The organism is Xanthomonas sp. WHRI 8393 (assembly GCF_040203315.1).
GTDB classification, from domain to species: Bacteria; Pseudomonadota; Gammaproteobacteria; order Xanthomonadales; family Xanthomonadaceae; genus Xanthomonas; species Xanthomonas arboricola.
The window spans coordinates 768,240-782,479 of sequence record NZ_JBEGGL010000001.1 but is presented as its reverse complement, the minus strand read 5'-3'; the positions used below and the strand labels follow the sequence as shown (position 1 = coordinate 782,479).

The window sequence follows — 14,240 nt, the reverse complement described above, 5'->3', positions numbered from 1 at the left end:
GGTAGAGCGATTTTTTTACCAGAAGCGGCCAGCCGGCACCGCACCTCGCCTACCTCTCTACAGCGTGCGGTTGACGGAGCGTTCAACAGTCCCAGCAAAATTGCACTAGGCCTCACACCATACGGTGTTGAGGCGCAATCGACTGCTCTTGCTGTTGCACCTGCTGCTGGAATTGCTGTTGGCGCTGCGTTTCGCCCAAGGCCTGCAATTGCGCCAAGGATTGCTCGACGGGCTGCGCTATCGCCTCACTCGTCTTCATATGCGCCATCTTGTGGGCGGGATCGTTCAACGCGCCTTCCACGACGAAGACGTTCTCACCCTGTCGCACGGACTTGGTGTTCTCGCTCAGCACGACATGATCGATCCGCGACAGTCCTTGTTCTTTGGCCATATATGCGCTGCTTGCAGCCAGCCGAGCACTGTTGTCGTCGTACTCTCGACCGAGGCCTTGCTCGAGGCGGCGAACGGCTTCTTCTGCTTGGCGATGGAGCGGATCTTGTGCGGGCGCAGAACCCTGGATATTTCGATAGGTCGGCGCTGCGTTGTGATCGTCTCTATTGAGCTCCGGCGGAAATATACGCGGAGCGATTTGCTGCAATGTCGCAGAATCAATGTCTCCCGTTGGGGAAAGGCTACGGGCTTGCTGGTAGTTGATGACAGCCGGCTGCATTGAGAGACGGTACACACCATCCTCCTGAAGCGGCTGGTTATCTGCGCCTCGGAATCCCTCAGCATTCAATGTGCGCTGCACCTGCCGTACGATGTCAGACGATTCGCCTATGCGGATGGTGCCGTCGTCCACAATTGGCCTTGGCTCGATGCCACCAATCCGTGTCTGGGCATCAACCGATAGACGCCCGCTCGCGAGGTCTTCCATGTAGTTTTCGGATTGCTGGTAGTAACGCGTATCCATCTCCATATGGACATGCTTGCCGGCGTTAGGGAGCCCCTTGTTGCTCTGCGTACCGAGCGACTGACCGTATTCCACGCTATCTCCTACCGAAACACCAACTGGATCCAGATGCAAGATGCGCGCGACCAATTCGCCGCCTTTGCGATCGTAGATATCTACGGCACCAAACCGGTCGGCATCAACACGGGCTACATAGCCTGCAACAGGCGAAGGCACATCAACGGCGCGAACGTTGGCACCACCTGGCGGGATCCGGCTATCTTCAAGCATGAAATCTTTGGTCAATAGCACCTGATCCGCGCCCAGAGCGCTGGAAGGTCCGCCGTCAGTTCTACGCGTCTCCAGCTCCTGAATTTCCCCGCCAATCACACCGTAAGACCGGGTACGCGGGTTTTCGACATTGACAGGAATGCCGTCCACTACTTGAGCACGCGCATTTGCCCCGGGATGATGGGTGACCAAACCCTCGAAATCTTCGACACGCTGATTGCCGAGCCTGGGGCTATGAAATTGCTGCAGCCTGTACGGCGCAGGTTGAACGACATTCCCGTCTTCATCTGCCATGACGTCTCTCCTTGATCATGTCAAACCTTGCTCAATTATTTACACCGACGATACTGCTTGACTGATTCACCGTCGGAAATCACTAGATGCTCGCCCTTCAAAATGTACAAGTCATCAGTTTTTATATCTGGCGCAATGTCCGACTTGGCGGAAACAACCCAGGCGTGCGGGCCGGTGGAGACAAGCTTGATTGCTACCGGAACCTCCTCGTGCTCGTACCCACGCAGCCGGGTCTTCTCGATGCGTATGGGTGAATCAGAATCAGGATTCAAGGGTAGCTTGCACGATTGTGGCCCCAGATCCCACATCCCCTGGAGTTCTGTGGGATATGCAATGGAGTGCCGCGCCTTGGTGGCTGACACCGCACTGCAGCTAGGCAATAGAAGGGAAACTGAAAGCACCGCAGTCAACATCCGCATACTTACCTCTACTCGGTGGTCATGGTCGGCGCGCAAGCCTGATAGAGGGCGCGTGACCACTATACCTAAGCACTAATCAAGCAGACACATCATTACGCAGCACGCGTCTTATGCCTCTGGACGGATTGTCTTGCATGCTGCGTGGGCAACATCTAGCACCGCGGCTACAGCGGCACCTCCACCGGCGGTAACACCTCCATCAGCAGCTGCCCTTCGCTTGCGGTGATGCGCAGCTTGGTGCCGATGGCAAAGCCCAGTTGTTCCAGCCATAGGCCGCTGAGGCGAACGTGGGGCACGTGCTGGTCGCCGGCGTGGTCGTGGGCGCCGGGGTAATGGGTGTAGCTGACGGTGCATTGGCGCGGGCGGCGGGCGCGGCGGGGTGCGCGCAGCGTGCCGGGGCCTTGCGGGGAGGCATCCGGGTCGGGCGGCAGCATCGGTGGCAGCTTGGTGCGGTCGGGTTCCACCACAACCCACTGCACCCGTTTGGGCGGTGCGGGGCGCGCACGCGTGCGGGTGGGCCGTGCGCTGGCAGATGCCGTGGGTGGGCGGCGGCGTGTCATGGCGCCTCCGGGTGATGGTTAGTAGATGCGGCGACGCGCTGCTGTAACGCCACGGCCTTGTGTACGAACCGGCGGCGCGAGGTGTGCGGTAACACACCGAGCTGGCGGCTCAGCGGATGCGCAGAATGGGCGCTCGCCTGCTCAATAGCTGTGCTTGCGTCGAGCCTGCGCAGCACATCGCCCATATCCCACCGCAGGCGGTGAGCGGAAGCTGGCAAAAGATCAACTGGCACAGATGCCGGCATGGATGGTGCGGTAGACATGGCAACGCCCTCCCGGAACAACCCAAGAACCGCCGCCAACGGCGACGGGATGTCGGGAGGTTCGAAACCGCACAGAGCCGGCGGGCGTATTCCCCTTGCGGGTGTTGTATTAGCCGCCCTCCCGACGCAGGCATTGCGTCGGCTTGTACCTGCGGGATGCAGGCACAAAAAACCCACCGGTTTGACGGAGGTGGGTACCGCTCTGTGAGGAGTTTCGACGCTCCTTGGGCTTAGATTGCGAGTGCAGGGCGTGGCGTGTCAATAGCAGCTCCGGCGAGATCCGATACAGCTATACGCGTAGCTGGCGCAAGCCCACGCGCTACGGAATACTAAGCAAGGTGCCTGGGCGATGAAGCCGCTAGCCAAAGGAAGCATAATGAGTTCAGTGGAAGAAGCAGCTGGCGCAACCATCAGCGAAGCAAGCGACGAAGCCATGATGCTTCCTGACCTGAGTTTTTCATCGCTCTCTGCAGCGATGGCACGCTACTCACAGGTGACTGGGGAAAGCCGTGCCGGCCCGGTTGAGCGCTGGAGCTTCGCAATTGGCCTCATGGGTGCCGCTGTTGGAATGGTGTTCGGAACACTACTGGAAGGCAAGGCTGCGTTCTATTGGGCAGCAACCGGGCTGGCGGTTGAGTTGATCGGCTTCCTGGTCTCTGTGGTGCTATTTGTCAAACGTGAGCTACCAAGCTTTCGCCGTCCCTACACTGAGCATGCAAATCAGATGGAGCAAGAGTTTCACCAATATCACGCCATCGTGACTGCACTAAGAACGTTTCCGCTTGAACAGCGACGTCGACGCGAGGCCTTCATGCGCGACCGGCGCACCAACATGCACGAACGCCTGGGGTTGTTTACGGGTGGCATGGAGAAGCTAGGGATCATGCCTGTTCTACTTGCACTCTATCTCCAGCTAAAAGACTGGCGTTGGGGCGATTGGACGGTACTGGGCAAGATCACAATGATGCAAGGCGTGTTCGCTTTCCTTCTCTTGTTTGCATATGGGATGTCCTGGCATCTCATCCGGCTACGCGTTCGCGTGCAGTCCTATGAGCAGTTGCTTGCTGAAGCAAATAGGCAAGATAGCGCCAACGTACAATAAGAACATCTCTTTCCAACTGCCGTACGCACCGCAGACACCAAGTCACATGGGAGGATGTGCATACACCGCCTACTGAAGACTGCATTTAAACCACGTATAAAAAAAGGGGAAATATATGAAAACACGATTGACCATGTTGTGCTTCATGTTTCTAGCAGTGATTGGAGCCAGCAATGCGAAAGATTACAACCCAAAGAAGCTGTCTACTTCAGTGATGAAAGAGGAGTACGAGCTGCGGAGCCCTTACGTCGCCAAGGCCTCCTCATGGGGCCATAGTTTCACCTACACATTAAGGCCCGGCATCTATACGCGCACCTTCGAATTGAAAGACGGCTATATCCTGATTGGTCAAGATAAGAGCTTTGAGCAGTCCGCATTTTGGGAGCCCCGCAACAAACCAGCATGGACTGAGCGCCACGAATATCAGGGCGCGATATTTGTTTATAAAGACCTTAAACGGGGAGCAAGACCGTTGTTTTTTGTCCCCAACGATCTTGGCAACGGGCTCGATCCAAATACGGCTCAAGGCATTGCCCAGCGTACTGTGACAGGCAGTACGGGGGCATCTGCGGCCGGAGGCGCCCTGGGCGGAATTATCGTAAATTCAATTATTGCCAGCCGAACCGGAAAAATATCAACAGTAGATGGACTTAATGAAGACCCGGTACTTACCAGTCTACTAGCAATTAAATAAATCCTTTCTTTATTACACTGTACAAGCCCGGCACCTGATAAATGAGCAATAGTAAATTTTTTCTAGCACTGATTGTAAGCATCATATCTCTCAATGGATGTGCCGTCGTCATGAAGTCAGACTACCAACCTCATGCAGCCGAGCCTACAGCCGATGTGCGCCTCATTGCCGACTCAGATTCAACTGGGATGATGGGCAGGCATTACAGCGTACTACTGTCACGAGACAATATGTGCACGCGCGGCAGGATGGTCGAGCTCGGCGGAAAGCTCATCGCTGAGGCTCATGAGGAGCTACCTGCCGTTGCTATTCCTGCAACAGGTCCGATTTCTCTTGCCGTCATATACCGCGAGGGAAGATTTGGGCAGCAACGTTCTTGTGCAAATGTTGTAAGTTTTGCTCCCTTGCCCGGACATAGCTACAACCTTAGCTTCAGGGTCACAGATCAATCGATGCGTTGCGCAATACTAGCCACAGACAGCCAGCATGGCGTCCTGAATAGCCTGCCATCGGATAATTGCATTGTTCAACGAGGCCAGGGAGGAACTCCTGTTCCAAATGGCACCGCTTTGATTACGCAAACCAAGATCCAATTCATCAGAGACTAGCCTCACTTACTGAGGAAACCCCGTCGGCATGCGACCTAGCCCCGGGACAGTAACTACTCTGTGTGTCGTCAAAGAAGGAGAATGGAAGCAATTGGTCCGACGTCGAACCCACCTTTGCGCTTCCCTAGCCACATAAGCAATTGGCCTACTTGTTCGCCTGACCGCCGACCCGGCCGGGTATCTCTGATCCAGCTGCCCAGCCGATCTGGCCCAGCGCGGGCACTCCGCACTGACGCCACATCTCTTTTGGCTTGCGCTTGACAATGACCCAATTGAGCGATTCAACGCCTACCGTGCCCTGCGCAGTGAAACCCTGTGCGGCGAACTGCTCGCCAGCATCCGCCGTCATCTACAGCAGCAGCGATCCCTGGGCCACGATGCCTTCCGCGCGATGTCGAAGCCAAGATCTGCCGCTTTGCTGGCGTCAGGCCTGCTTATTGGCCAAGCAAGCCGAGCGCCATGACTTATAAGTGAACCTGCCCCATCACTTCTGCTTAAATATCTTGCCCCCTCCTCATGTTCCGTCTCTAGCTTGTCGAAGTACCGGGTGATAACGTGCAGGACGGATCCCATACTTGGGCATGAACGTGGATATAAAGAGTAGACTGATTTTTGCTACGGGATTATTAGCACTATCAACCTTGACTGCCTGTGCAGGAGAAAACATGCGCTCTGATTACAAGAAGAATGATGTTCAGCCGGTCAAGATCGAAAAATCAGGCGATTCACTTCAAATCACGTACCACATGCCTGCAGAAAGTCTGTTTTATTCTCCCGGCGTTGATTTCGTGAATGATGGCGGCGTATTGCGTATCGCCATCCGCAGATGTGGCATCAATAAGAAGTGTGATGCCATGGCGAAGGCTGCCTTGCCATCCGCTGAGCCCTGGACCCCGAAGGTCACCGTACCGTACGGGGGCGAAAAAGTCGTACTGGTCTACGCAGACACCGAAGAGACGTTGACTCCATAATTCCAGTCAAGGAGCGATGCAATGGGCACCGAACCGGCTAATGAGCGCGTTGTGCTAGGAATACACAGCAATGGCGGACAGGGCGGCCTGACTGACGGCCATGCCTGGATTACGGTCAAACGAGGCGATTCGCCTACGGAATACTATGGATTGTGGCCCGACAACCATCCGATGGTGAAGGATAACGGGGCTGGCACCGACATCCGTTCCGGAATGGAAAAGGGACAGCGTTCTGATGCCGACCGCTACTACGAACTCTCACCGGCTCAAACCGAAGCCCTCGATCAAGCGCTTCGCGAGAATGTCACGTGGGAACTAAATAACAACTGTTCGTCGTGGGCTAGCGAAACGGTGTCTCGCGTCACTGGAAAGCAGATTGATGCAGGTACATGGTTGCCCACCGTGGAAACGCCCAATGCGTTGATCGACACCATTCGCGAGCTGGAGTCTCGACAGCCGACATCCCCATCCACGCCTGAAGTGAATGAGCCTGTGCGCGAAGGACGATCAAGTAACTCACTTGGGCAGAATGACTCATCGCAAGAACGTAGCAACCCTCGGACCAAGACAATGACTGATCCAGAGCATGCTGGAAATCGTCTTTTCGCTGGACTACGAGAAGGGTTGCCTCAGCACATCTCCGATGAACGGGTCGCCTTCGCTGCTCAGCGTGCGCACGAAGCCGGAATAAATGACATGTCCAAGGTGGGACGGGTCATTGAGCGGGAAGGCGACGTGTTCGTCGTAGGAACGACTCCTGGATTCCGCGCATCGGTACTTGCGGGCGAGCAACCTCCCACTATCGAAAATTCCAGTACAGCACTGGCCCAACATGCTGCTGCGCAGCCTTCGATGGAACCCGATGCTCCAGCTGTTGGTCCCCGAATGGTTTAGCCAACTTCTTGGAGCAGCCCAACGCGTACTCGCCCGCCCGACGCCCCGGCGACGTATCGCTAGTCCGATTGTCCAGCCCATCTTGGCCAGCGCAGGCACCCTGCACTGACGCCATATCCCTGTTGGCTTGCGCTTGGCAACGACCCGAAAGGGCGGCCCAACACCTACCGCGCCCTGCTCGATGAAGCCCTGTCCGACGAACTGCTCGCCAGCATCCGCCTTCATCTACAGCAGCATGGCGCCATGGGCCAATATACCTTCCGCGTGATGGTCGAAGCCAAGGCCTCCCGCGTTTCTGGCGCTAGGCTCTCCACTAGCTGCGCAAGCCGAGCGTCGTCAATTGGTGAGCGGCATGACCCGTTACTTCGAACCAGACCAAGGCACTCTCCATGGTCGGCCCAGCCCCTCCGCAATGAAGCCTCTTAATCAACTAAGGCACGTCAGGCGCCGAACCAACACTAGTTACCACCCCTTCCTTGTCATAGCTAATCTTCAATAACGGACACTGAGATGAACCAACGTCGTTGCATCGGTAGTAAACGTCCCTAGACACCAACTTCCCCGCAATCTTATGGGAGACATATTTGGCAGCACCAGCAACTGGAACTATCGCTTGTACGGCACACTCCCGCATCCCAACCGTTATCTCTCGTCGCTCGACGTGCACCCACTCCTCTGCGTTAATGGCATTTCTCGAGGAGAGTTCCGCTCGGATCTTACCTCTATCAGGCGCCCTCATTCCATATGCCGCACATAACGAAGTAGTCCGCACACGACTAACGGGCGTACTTGGCTTGTAATCTGCTGATGCACAGCCAGACGCAAGCACTGCACCTAACAAAAGAAGGTAATTTTTCACTGGATACCCTTTTATTATTTCGAGCACATTAGCTCTATTCGCACATGAATATCTGAGACTTATATTCAGAAATCAAGAAGTCAATTAATTGGCGCTATTCAATGGCTGCCACGGGCGCACCGGCACGCTATAGGAAGCGCACTACAAAGCCTACCTTGTGAATAGTGCTCGCTACGTCCTTAGCTGCTATTGCTACATTGAACTCAAGCTGTGGGTACTCGCCTGAACGACGACCCGACGCGTATCGCTGGTCCAGCTGCCCAGCCAATCTGGGGCAACGCGGACACTCGGCACTGGCGCCACATCCCTATTGCCTTGCGCTTGTTAGCGACCCGATCGAGTGATCCAACGCTTACCGCGCCTTGCTCGATGAAGCCCGTCCGGCGAACTGCTCGCCCGAATCCGCCTTCGTTTACAGCAGCAGCAAGCTCTGGGCCACGACGCCTTCCGCGCGATGGTCGAAGCCAAGACCAACCGCTTTGCCGGCGTCAGGGCCGCTCATCGGCCACGCAAACCGAACACCGCCGACTGAGTAGGTTAACTTGACCCTGAGGTTTCGTTGTCCATCAACACAAGCGCATGCACCGCACAGCAAAGCGCTCGCGGGCCATGCGTAATAGCAGGCAATAGTGATGCCGATCCTTATCGTCCAAGAAGATCTCGCACCGATTCACGCCCCTCTGAACGACATGCATCGGAACGCCGGGTAGTTCCAGACGCGGCTGACGCGGCATGGCCGGCCTCCTGCTCAAGAAGAAGACCTCAGCCTGACGGCAGCGACACAGCCCCGCTATGAGGCATCGCCGCGCAGGCCTGTACGACCGGTTTGCTTAATTAACTCCGTCCCCTTTTGCCTTCAAACTTAGCACTCTCGATTGATATGTGAACCTGAACCCGTCGCTCCAATGGAACGACGAAATGTCTTAGACTTCGGGTATCGGAAACTGACTACAGGTGCTACGCGTGATTGATCCAAGGCCTGGTCTGCCAGCACATATAGCACTGCTGTTAAACGAAAATTTCGATTTTTCGGATCCCCGTTTGGTTTTTAGAAAGCTAAAATCAATGCTTAGCGACCTAAAAAATCAGACGAAGTTCGGTTCTATGCAACCTCTTCCGCGAATGGACAGCAGCACTCCGGAGTTCAGGGCGGTGCTGAGCGGAGGGCTCGATCTGTTCGGCACGACAGGAGCTTGTCAAGCATTGCAATGCCGGATTCGATATGCGGATCAGATTGCTCGAACAGTAGCGTTGATGTCTGACAGGGTCACTGCTCATGACTTCTTCTACGAACGCATACTAGAACTCAGATCGCGCCCAACCAATGCCGAGCTATACAGACTTGCGGCTGATATCGCTGTACTGAAGCGTTTGCAGCCACTAATAGAGGCAGGGATTTTTTGCTTTACGTCCCCCTTCATGTCAGTTTGCGCTCCCTGCATGAATGAATTTGACAAGAGAGTGTTACATCTCACCAATGAGGCGATCGCGAGGGTTGGTCACCTGATGATGGTTGAACGCGATGAAGATGGGGGCCACATTGATCTGACCGCACTATATGAACCAGCTCTTTTCATACATTTTTCGGGTGAATCAACCCGCACAATGACTGATGAAGATCTTCGATCGACATTTGTATATGACGCGGTCAGATCGACCATTTGGGATGCGCGCGCCGCTGCATGGACCTCAGGTAGCGTATTTTCAAACTCTCCCACCGGGATATCAGCTCTACTATCCGCAGACGGGGTACACTTCACGTCGCCAGAGCTAATGGCCTTCGCGGCCAACAGAACCGCTGAACTCCCGTGGATTGCTAGTCTTACAATTGAGCAAACGTTATCGCTACGCGATGCTGCAAGCGTTGCTCTGCCGCAGCTGCGTGAATTCATGGCACGTCGTCTATCTGGCATAAATGATTTGCCAGGATCAGACAATCAGTGGAGAGAGATTGTTGCGGAGCTACGCGAGCAAGCCGCAGAAGTTCGATCAGAACTGAGCGCTGCAACTAGGCGATCACCCTCACTTAGGCGAAACTCTGCAGGAATTCTGGGCCTCGCAGTGAGTGCGGCCTGTCTTCTTGCCGATGGCCCCGTCTCTGCGCTTGGTGGATTACTGGGCACTCTTGGCTTGGTACACTCAAATGAAGAGAAGCACAACCACGCGCTTCGAGCGAAGCCGGGTTATGTCCTTGTTTCTGCAAAAGATATTCTTGATCACGCTCAACAAGCAACTTGATAGAAATGACGTTGTTTTCAAATGAATCAGTCAAACACCTACAGGCGGGTAAACTAGTAGAATTCTAAAATTTCGAAAGACTTATGTGATGGTTTGTACAATTGCTTGGTGGCATTGAATTTTCATCAAGATCTTATTCGGCACAGTGCAGGGGAGGCACTATCAATCAGTCCTTTGCAAACATTGACTATGGACTTCGCTGCTACCGCTCTTATATATAATGCACGCTCACGCAACAGATGATCCTTTGGCGTATGGCCGGTCAAGATGCCCAGTCAATCTAGGCAACGCGGGCATTCCACACTGACGCGACATCCCTGTTGGCTTGCGCTTGAAGCGACCCGGTTTGGCTATCCAAGGCCTACCGCGCCCTTCTCGATGAAATCCTGTCTGACGAACTGAACATCCGTCTTTATCTCAGCAGCAGCGAGCCCTAGGCCGCCACGCCTTCCGCGAGATGGTCGAAGCCAAGACCCGTCGCTTTGCGGGCGTAGAGCTCGCTCATCGGCAGCGTAAACCGAGCGACATCGAATGCTAAGTGAAGCTGCCCCGTCATTGCACGCTGGCTGAAACGCTCGCGCACATTACTGCAAGCCGTGCGACTCCAAATGACGCTGGTGCAGTAAAGCGTAAGGAAACCTTAAAACCTGACCTTGTTAGTTCAACTACGGCAAAGGAAGGTGCTCGGCAAAAAAAGCGATAACCACCTTGCCTTCGCTTTCAGCAGCAGGAGCATGAAGATGGATACGATTCCTGTGCGGCTCTAGCTTGCAATGCCACTCGCAGTAGAACCCTTTTCCTGCAATAGTGATCTGTCTAGCTTCCCGACACCTTCTATCGATATAGACATTAGGATTTTCCGGAGAGACGTCTAGCGTAAGTGCTGTGAATCGCCGCTCAATCAGCTGATTTGTAGGATGGATACCGTGCGGCCCAGCCACTTCGTGACGCGATAGCGCAGGTGGAGCGGCGGTGAATGCCCAATGGGCAGCTTCGTCAAGTATCTTTAGATGTCGTTTTAAGGCAGCCGAGTTGGCGTAGTACCCCCCTGCAAGTTGATTGGCTTGCGCTAACACTCCTCCAAAGAAATAGAGCCTTGGATATGCCTTCGGCGCTAGTCGCACGAATGAAGCGAGCGAGTTGCCCTCCACATCAATCGCATCCTGCCAAAATTCTGCAGCCCCAGCGGGTCCATCTCCAAGCCAGTGAAGATTGGTCATGCCCATACTTGTTGCCGTCGTGAAGACCCCATTACGCCAAAGTCCAATGCAAGCAACCGCTTTGCCCGTGCGGACATTATGGTGGGCCCATGCAGCATCAAGATTCTCTCTAGCTGGCCCACCGTCGATCGAGATCACCCCATCTTCCGGAAAACCCGCTGGCCAATCGGGCTCATCGACATAATAGAGCCCTCGACCAAGATGAGCTGCGAGTTCCTGAGAGACCTCAGGCGGAATGCTTATAGCGAAACCCTCAGCACATAGGTCCCAAATCGAACTGCCCCCCAGTATGGGACGGCTGCTAAAGTCTTCTCCGAACCATACTTTTACTTTGTCGCTCGCTGCGCGATCGAGCTTTTCAAAAAATTTGTCTAATGCATCTAGAACTTCATGCTGAGCCTTCCCCTGAAAATCCCAATCGTCCCCTTCAACGACGAATGCCATTACTTCCCCCTGCGCGACGGACGCGACCGAGTGCCGCAACGTCAATTTGATACTGGTCGAAGAACCCTTCAGGCCAATGCGAGACACCACCACGCTCAGTGAAGTGTAACTCTTTTGCCACTTCTTCCGAGTCATCAAAGAACTGAACTACGGCATTTTCGGCAGCAAGGAGATCATTCTCAGCTATAGCCCGACGCATACCATTTAGCACGTGATCCGAATGCGTTTCAACTAGAACCTGAACTCCTTTGGACGCAAGCCACGCGAGGAAAACACCCATCCTAGACTGGCCGGCGGGGTGCAAATGTGCCTCAGGGTTTTCGATAAGCAGTAGGCCACCACTGGCAGCGGTTAGACCTGCAACAACCACAGGCAATGCATACGAAACTCCGAAACCCATATTGGGAGCACGCACCCATTGGCCACTTGTGGGGACCTGAAAGCGCAAAGCATAAGCGTCTGCAGCCTCATGATGAACTGCCTCAATAGCCAATGGACGGGTAAGCTCACCGAGCCAACGTTCGATCTCATACTTTAATAGCGATAGTTCGCTTGAGTCTGGGTGACGTCGATCTGTAAATCCTGGCTTACCGCCCGTGCTCTCAATAATCTGGGCGGAGTACTCGCCGCGTACCCCAACTTCAAGGTCATCGGACGGAAGTGCAGACGCACCAACACTGCCTCTTGGCCCCAAGCGCTCGGCCGATAGGTAAGTAAAGCGTCGGGGCATCGCCTGAAATGCAAACGGCAGCGGATCAGGGCTGATAGAAGCCATTAGGTAGCGCGACTCATCGGCAGGAGATTCAAGTACCCAGTCGAACAGAGCGCCGCCTTCCTCCACCTGAAATTCTATTCCACCAAGGGAATTCCAGTTCACAATATCTTCTGCTGTTCCGAGCTGGAGATTAAAAGGACCACCCAGCATTACGGCTTGGCTTTTTGTCGCTTCCCGCATTAAAAGCAAAGAATGGACAACTGATGTTTTGCCGGCGCCATTCAACCCTGTCAAAACTGTCAGCGGCTTCATCGCCAGCGAAATATCACTAAAGCGCTTAAACCCTTTAATCCTAATATTATCAATCACGAAAGCGCCCTTATGACTGCCTCATGCGTTGCGGATAAACGATGCAGCACTCGACGTGGATCCCCTGTTCCTACGGTTACAGAGCGCACATACTCATCGTCATTAAAGAGATCTATTAGCTCTTTTATGACTTTATTCTTTTTACTTAGCAGAGCTTCAGTAGGAAACTTCGCAAGCGCTGTAGCTTGCGCTTCGAAAACAGCACGATTGATTGGGCCGCGCTTGCTAGCTTGAGGTGTCACACGCCTAAAGGCGTACTTTCCAAGCACAAATGAGGCGGACATCATTGCCGCCTCAAATTTCTTCCGAATTTCATCCAATGAACTTTGACTAAGTCCCGGCTTACTCGCGGGCCGCTCATCGAGCCGTTTGGTGAAGTCTGCCAAGTAAGCATCTAGGCTTGCAAATTGCCTGTAGCTGTCCACATCAAAATCAAGAAATGCACAGAATCGCAGCACTAACTCACGATTCATCATTCGACCAGTATCGCGCACCCATTTGGAAGGATCTTCTCGATCGCGCCGGAGGAAATTATTCCCAGTGGCATCGTCGAATGCACGGAGTTCTGTCAATTCGCAAAGGAATTTCCGGGATCGCGACTTACTCATTGCGTGCCTTATCTCCTGTGTAGATAAGGGACTGCCCAGCGTATTGACACGACCAAAAATGTCGTACTTAACTTCATCAGGCGTCTGCGGCTCGATGATATGGACCACGATTTGCGCACTTCGAAAACGACGCATCGAAGCCTGATCTAGTTGCTCGTAGGTGAGGCCATCAAGATCCTTGAGGTACTCAAGATCCGAGCCACTGAGTTCATGCCCATTCCCCATGAACAAGGAGATCGTTGAAAGGCGCTGTACACCATCGACCACTTGGTAGGTCGCGTCGTGCTCTTGGTTGAAATAAAAGGCAGGCAAGGGAATCCCGAGCAAGATTGATTCAATCAACCTTGTGCGCTGTCGCCGTTTCCACACATACTCTCGCTGAAAATCAGGCGACAGATCGATTTCATCCTGTCGGATCTGCTCAACGACTTCGCGTAAAGTAAAGTTCTTAGTAGTAATCCGAATCTTAGTCGGATTCCAAGGTTGAATTTCGCCTGCCCCGCCACCGGTATCGTCATCGTCAACGGCATCCGGTGGCAGTAATTTCTCGTCTTCTTGGTCCAAATTTTCGGTTGACATGGCGTCCAATAATTAGGATGTGCATCGGCCAATGCATTACGCGATTGCGCCAGTATGGGAAGTGAGCAGAATTTTGACCCTGCCTGACATTAGGTTGCGCCGCTAGGTGCGGCTGGTCAACTACATGAACTCGCGCCTGCTAACCACTTGAGATCGAAGTACCCATAAAAGCAAAGGCGGCTACAAGGCCGCCTTTGCCACTCCTATTTCGCCGGCCCAA

General features: G+C 54.1%; 11 protein-coding genes and 2 pseudogenes. 6 read left to right on the top strand and 7 right to left on the bottom strand.

Annotated features, from left to right (window positions below):
• Positions 1–112 precede the first annotated feature (112 nt).
• The 3 genes and pseudogenes from ABQ137_RS03375 to ABQ137_RS03365 all read right to left on the bottom strand — a co-directional run bounded on the left by ABQ137_RS03375 (position 113) and on the right by ABQ137_RS03365 (position 2,456).
• Positions 113–919 (bottom strand): XVIPCD domain-containing protein, encoded by an 807-nt coding sequence (locus tag ABQ137_RS03375; RefSeq protein WP_349781520.1) that lies wholly within the window; start codon positions 917–919, stop codon positions 113–115.
• Between the two features lie 42 nt (positions 920–961).
• A pseudogene (locus tag ABQ137_RS03370) lies at positions 962–1,183 on the bottom strand (XVIPCD domain-containing protein); the annotation flags it as partial.
• An 877-nt stretch (positions 1,184–2,060) separates the two neighbouring features.
• A complete protein-coding gene (locus tag ABQ137_RS03365) occupies positions 2,061–2,456 on the bottom strand; it encodes a SymE family type I addiction module toxin (RefSeq protein WP_184515863.1) in 396 nt (131 codons plus the stop codon).
• Positions 2,457–3,068: 612 nt separating this feature from the next.
• Between ABQ137_RS03365 and ABQ137_RS03360 the strand changes: the two genes are divergently transcribed.
• The 5 genes from ABQ137_RS03360 to ABQ137_RS03340 all read left to right on the top strand — a co-directional run bounded on the left by ABQ137_RS03360 (position 3,069) and on the right by ABQ137_RS03340 (position 6,988).
• Positions 3,069–3,821, top strand: coding sequence for a hypothetical protein (locus ABQ137_RS03360; RefSeq protein WP_260400407.1), 753 nt, complete (start codon positions 3,069–3,071; stop codon positions 3,819–3,821).
• A gap of 115 nt (positions 3,822–3,936) precedes the next feature.
• A complete protein-coding gene (locus tag ABQ137_RS03355; protein ID WP_184515860.1) occupies positions 3,937–4,515 on the top strand; it encodes a hypothetical protein in 579 nt (192 codons plus the stop codon).
• A 110-nt stretch (positions 4,516–4,625) separates the two neighbouring features.
• Complete coding sequence (locus ABQ137_RS03350; protein WP_349781163.1) at positions 4,626–5,123, top strand: hypothetical protein; 498 nt, start codon at positions 4,626–4,628, stop codon at positions 5,121–5,123.
• A gap of 665 nt (positions 5,124–5,788) precedes the next feature.
• Positions 5,789–6,094, top strand: a complete 306-nt coding sequence (locus ABQ137_RS03345; RefSeq protein WP_170912711.1) for a hypothetical protein — start codon at positions 5,789–5,791, stop codon at positions 6,092–6,094.
• A 21-nt stretch (positions 6,095–6,115) separates the two neighbouring features.
• Positions 6,116–6,988, top strand: a complete 873-nt coding sequence (locus ABQ137_RS03340; protein WP_184515853.1) for a hypothetical protein — start codon at positions 6,116–6,118, stop codon at positions 6,986–6,988.
• 1,417 nt (positions 6,989–8,405) lie between these two features.
• Here the strand turns inward: ABQ137_RS03340 and ABQ137_RS03335 are convergent.
• Positions 8,406–8,581 (bottom strand): annotated as a pseudogene (locus ABQ137_RS03335) (transposase); the annotation flags it as partial.
• Between the two features lie 229 nt (positions 8,582–8,810).
• Between ABQ137_RS03335 and ABQ137_RS03330 the strand changes: the two are divergent.
• On the top strand, positions 8,811–10,085 hold the full coding sequence (locus ABQ137_RS03330; RefSeq protein ID WP_184515850.1) for a hypothetical protein: 1,275 nt from the start codon (positions 8,811–8,813) through the stop codon (positions 10,083–10,085).
• A 665-nt stretch (positions 10,086–10,750) separates the two neighbouring features.
• Here ABQ137_RS03330 and ABQ137_RS03325 read toward each other — a convergent pair.
• The 3 genes from ABQ137_RS03325 to ABQ137_RS03315 are packed head-to-tail and all read right to left on the bottom strand — an operon-like array spanning position 10,751 to position 14,020.
• Positions 10,751–11,749: a hypothetical protein gene (locus ABQ137_RS03325; protein ID WP_349781160.1), complete on the bottom strand. Its 999-nt coding sequence runs from the start codon at positions 11,747–11,749 to the stop codon at positions 10,751–10,753.
• On the bottom strand, positions 11,733–12,833 hold the full coding sequence (locus ABQ137_RS03320) for a DUF3696 domain-containing protein (protein WP_184515843.1): 1,101 nt from the start codon (positions 12,831–12,833) through the stop codon (positions 11,733–11,735). The genes ABQ137_RS03325 and ABQ137_RS03320 overlap by 17 nt, the downstream gene beginning before the upstream one ends.
• Positions 12,830–14,020, bottom strand: a complete 1,191-nt coding sequence (locus ABQ137_RS03315) for a DUF262 domain-containing protein (protein WP_184515840.1) — start codon at positions 14,018–14,020, stop codon at positions 12,830–12,832. The genes ABQ137_RS03320 and ABQ137_RS03315 overlap by 4 nt, the downstream gene beginning before the upstream one ends.
• Between the last annotated feature and the right edge of the window lie 220 nt (positions 14,021–14,240).